Consider the following 3077-nt stretch of genomic DNA (forward strand, 5'->3'; position numbering starts at 1 on the left):
CGGAAGCCGGCCACTGCGCGATCAGCGCGTACGCACCGCCGGCGACGACCAACCCCCGCGCCCGCGCCGCGCAGGACGGGGAGAAGCGCGCCGAGGCACGCGCGACCGCCGAGGCGCGCGTCCGCGAACTGCGGGTACGGATCGCCACCGGAACGGACGCGGTGTGGCAGGCCCGGGCCGCCGCCGACGCCGGGAAGCGGGAGTGGTGGGCCGCGAAGGAGGCCGTGGACCGCGAGATCGCCGCGTACAACGAGCGGCCCGCGCTGACCTCGCGGGACGTCGAGTTCGTCGACCTGGTGGACGCCGAGGGCGAACGCGTCGGTGTCGGCTTCCTCTCGGGGCAGGAGGCGGACGTCGCGCGGAGGGCGTTCACGAACGGTGCGGGGAAGCGGTTCACCGCCCCGGAGGACGGCTCCCGCCGGTTCCACGTCGCCGTGCACCACGACGACGCCGGGTACCACGTGCCCCTGCGGGCCGGTGGGGAGGTCGTGCTGGACGACCGCGCCTTCATGCTGCTGCTGGCCACCACCCGCGTGGCGCCCCCCGAGTCGACGCTGACCCTGCTGAGCTGCGAGGTCGCCGACGCGAAGCCGCTGCGGCGCTGGGCGAGGGGGTACGGCCACCGGGGCGGCGTCGAGGTCTTCCCGGACCGGGTCGAGCTGACCGGTGCGGGCGGGTTCCGGCAGTTGGGCGCGGGCGACCCCGCCGTGCCGACCGCGGACGCGGTGGTGCTGGGCAGACCAACCCCCGTGATGCTCCCCGCGCCGGCCTGGGCGATGGCCGACGCGGCGCGGTGGACGCGGGTGGACCAGGCGATGCCCGGCGCGTCCGCGCTGCACCTGTACGCGCACTTCACCAACGGCTGGTTCTTCGCCCGCGACAGGTGGATCGGCCCGGCCGCCCTCGCTGCGGAGCTCGTCGCCCGCGTGGAGGCCAGGGGCACCGCGGCGCGTGACCTCGACCTGAGCACCCCCGTGGTGCTGATGGTCGAGCAGCTCGACCCGCACGGCCTGCACATCAAGGCGGCCGAGCGGTTCGCCGAGGCGTTGCGCGGCGACGGCGCCTACCGCCGGGTCGAGGTCAACACCGGACCGCTGCTGATCAAGCCGGGCACCGGGACGGTCGACCTCGGCGCGGCCCGGTTCGCCAAGGTGTCGGCGCTGCGGCCCTCGGACGTGCGGTGGCAGCCCCTGGGCAGCGGCGTGACCCGGCACTGGGGGATGGCCCTCCTCGGCGACGACAGCCGGTATCCCTCGCTGCGCGAGGCCGTGCGGCAGGTCGGTCCCGGGTCCGAGCACCTGATGGGCGTCGCCCGCGCGGACCGGACCGTCGAGATCGTCGAGGTGCCCTGGGCGGCGAGCGCGGTCGGTGACCGCGTCCGGCCGTTCACGCTGTACCTGGAGAGCGCGCGCGGGCGGTACGTCGTCCGCCTCTCCGACGACCGGCTCCTCAGGCTGACGGCGGAGGAGACGCTGAAGCTGCTGATGGGGCTCGGGCCCTTCATGTCGCTGGTGGCCGCTCCGGTGCGCAGGCCGCTGGTGCTGGTCACCGCCGGGGACGAGGCGGACGGCGACCTGAACCGGGAGCTGCTGCGGCTCCTGTACGAATCGGAGGGGTACCGACCCACCGGGCAGTACGCCGGACCACTGGTCGAGGACCCCGTCCTCCCGGTCGTGCTGCCCCCGAACGGCCGCTTGCGCCTGGGGCCGGTCGCGTCGCTCGACGACGTGGTCCACGAGCGCGGTGGCGGGTTCCGCCTGCGCGGTTCGCGCCCCCTCGGCACAGCACTGGAACGCGTCGCCACCGAGATCAGGAAGGGCCGGTGGCGCGATCCCCGCTGGGGTGACCGCGAGCCCGTCCTGGTGCTCGTGGACTCCACCGAGCAGCACGTGGACGTGGCCCTGGTCGACGGCGGGGTCGTGCACCTGGGTGGTCGGGCGGTCGGCGCGCTGCACCTGGAGGACGACGATTTCGTCGCCGAGCTGGAAGAGGGCGTGGACCGCCCGGTGCTGCTGATCGGCGAGGACGCGGGCAAGCGGCCCCGGACCGGTGGTGTCGGGTTCGACTTCGCCTCGGCGCTGCGCGCGAAGAACCACTTCCACGACGTCTACGCGCTGGTCGGCGGGAACGGGCGGCACTCCTTCCGGTGGGTGTCGCAACTGCGCGCCGGTGACCTGGAGCTGACCCGGCTGACCAGGGCGGATGGGAGGCCGGCCGCCCTGGTGGCACGTGCGCCGGGTGACGACGACGACGTCGAGCGCGCCCGGGCGTGGGCGTGGCACTCCACCCCCGAGGGGGTGGCACGGCTGCTGGAGGCCGCCGGCGTCCCCCGGGAACAGCGGGAGTGGCCACCGGGGCGGCAGCCACCGCTGCTGCTCGCCTCCCGCTCGGCACAGGGCTACCTCGCCTCCCGCTCCGACGACGTGGCCGTGCCCGTGACGGGATCGGGCCTCGCGGGCGTCCTCGCCGGGGAACCCGCCGTCCGCCGGATGGCCGGTGTCGACCCCGACCTGCCCCTGCTGCTCGCCGCTTTCGGCCACGCGCCGGTCGAGGTGGACGGGTTCGCCGAGGGGATGGCGCGGGGCGGCTACTTCCGCGACGTGCTGTGGTTCGACGGCCCGGTGGAGTTCGGCGCGCCCGGCTCCGGGGACGTGGGCGGCGGCCCCGTCCGGGTGTTCCGGCGCTTGGCGCCCGAACCCGACGACGTGGTGAGCTTCCCGCTGGTGCACCCGGTGACCGGCCGCGTCGAGGGGCAGTTCTTCCCCCTTGAGCGCGCCCACGCCGTCGGCATGGCCGCCGCCCGGTACAGCGAGGTGGAGTCCGGGGTGACCGGCTACGTCGGCGAGACGCCGCTCGCCGGCGGGGCGGAGCACGCGGGGGACACGGAGGTCGTCGAGGTCGTCGAGGAGGCCTACGGCTGGCTCGCCGGGACCGTGCCGCCGTGGTTCCTCACCGCGGTCCACCGCGGCGACCGGTTGCTGGTGCGCACGCGCGTCGGCCGCGACTCCTCCTACGAGGGTGACGTGGTGCCGCTGCGACCCGCGAGCGCGGGCCGGGTCCTGACCGGCAACCGGATC

1 protein-coding gene is annotated in these 3077 nt (G+C 75.4%); it reads left to right on the forward strand.

From position 1 onward, the window contains the following. Nucleotides 1–3077, forward strand: a 3077-nt coding sequence (locus AB0G02_RS33225; RefSeq protein ID WP_360802210.1) for a hypothetical protein, incomplete at both ends; no start/stop codon positions are given.

The organism is Actinosynnema sp. NPDC023658 (assembly GCF_040639995.1).
Classification (GTDB): domain Bacteria; phylum Actinomycetota; class Actinomycetes; order Mycobacteriales; family Pseudonocardiaceae; genus Actinosynnema.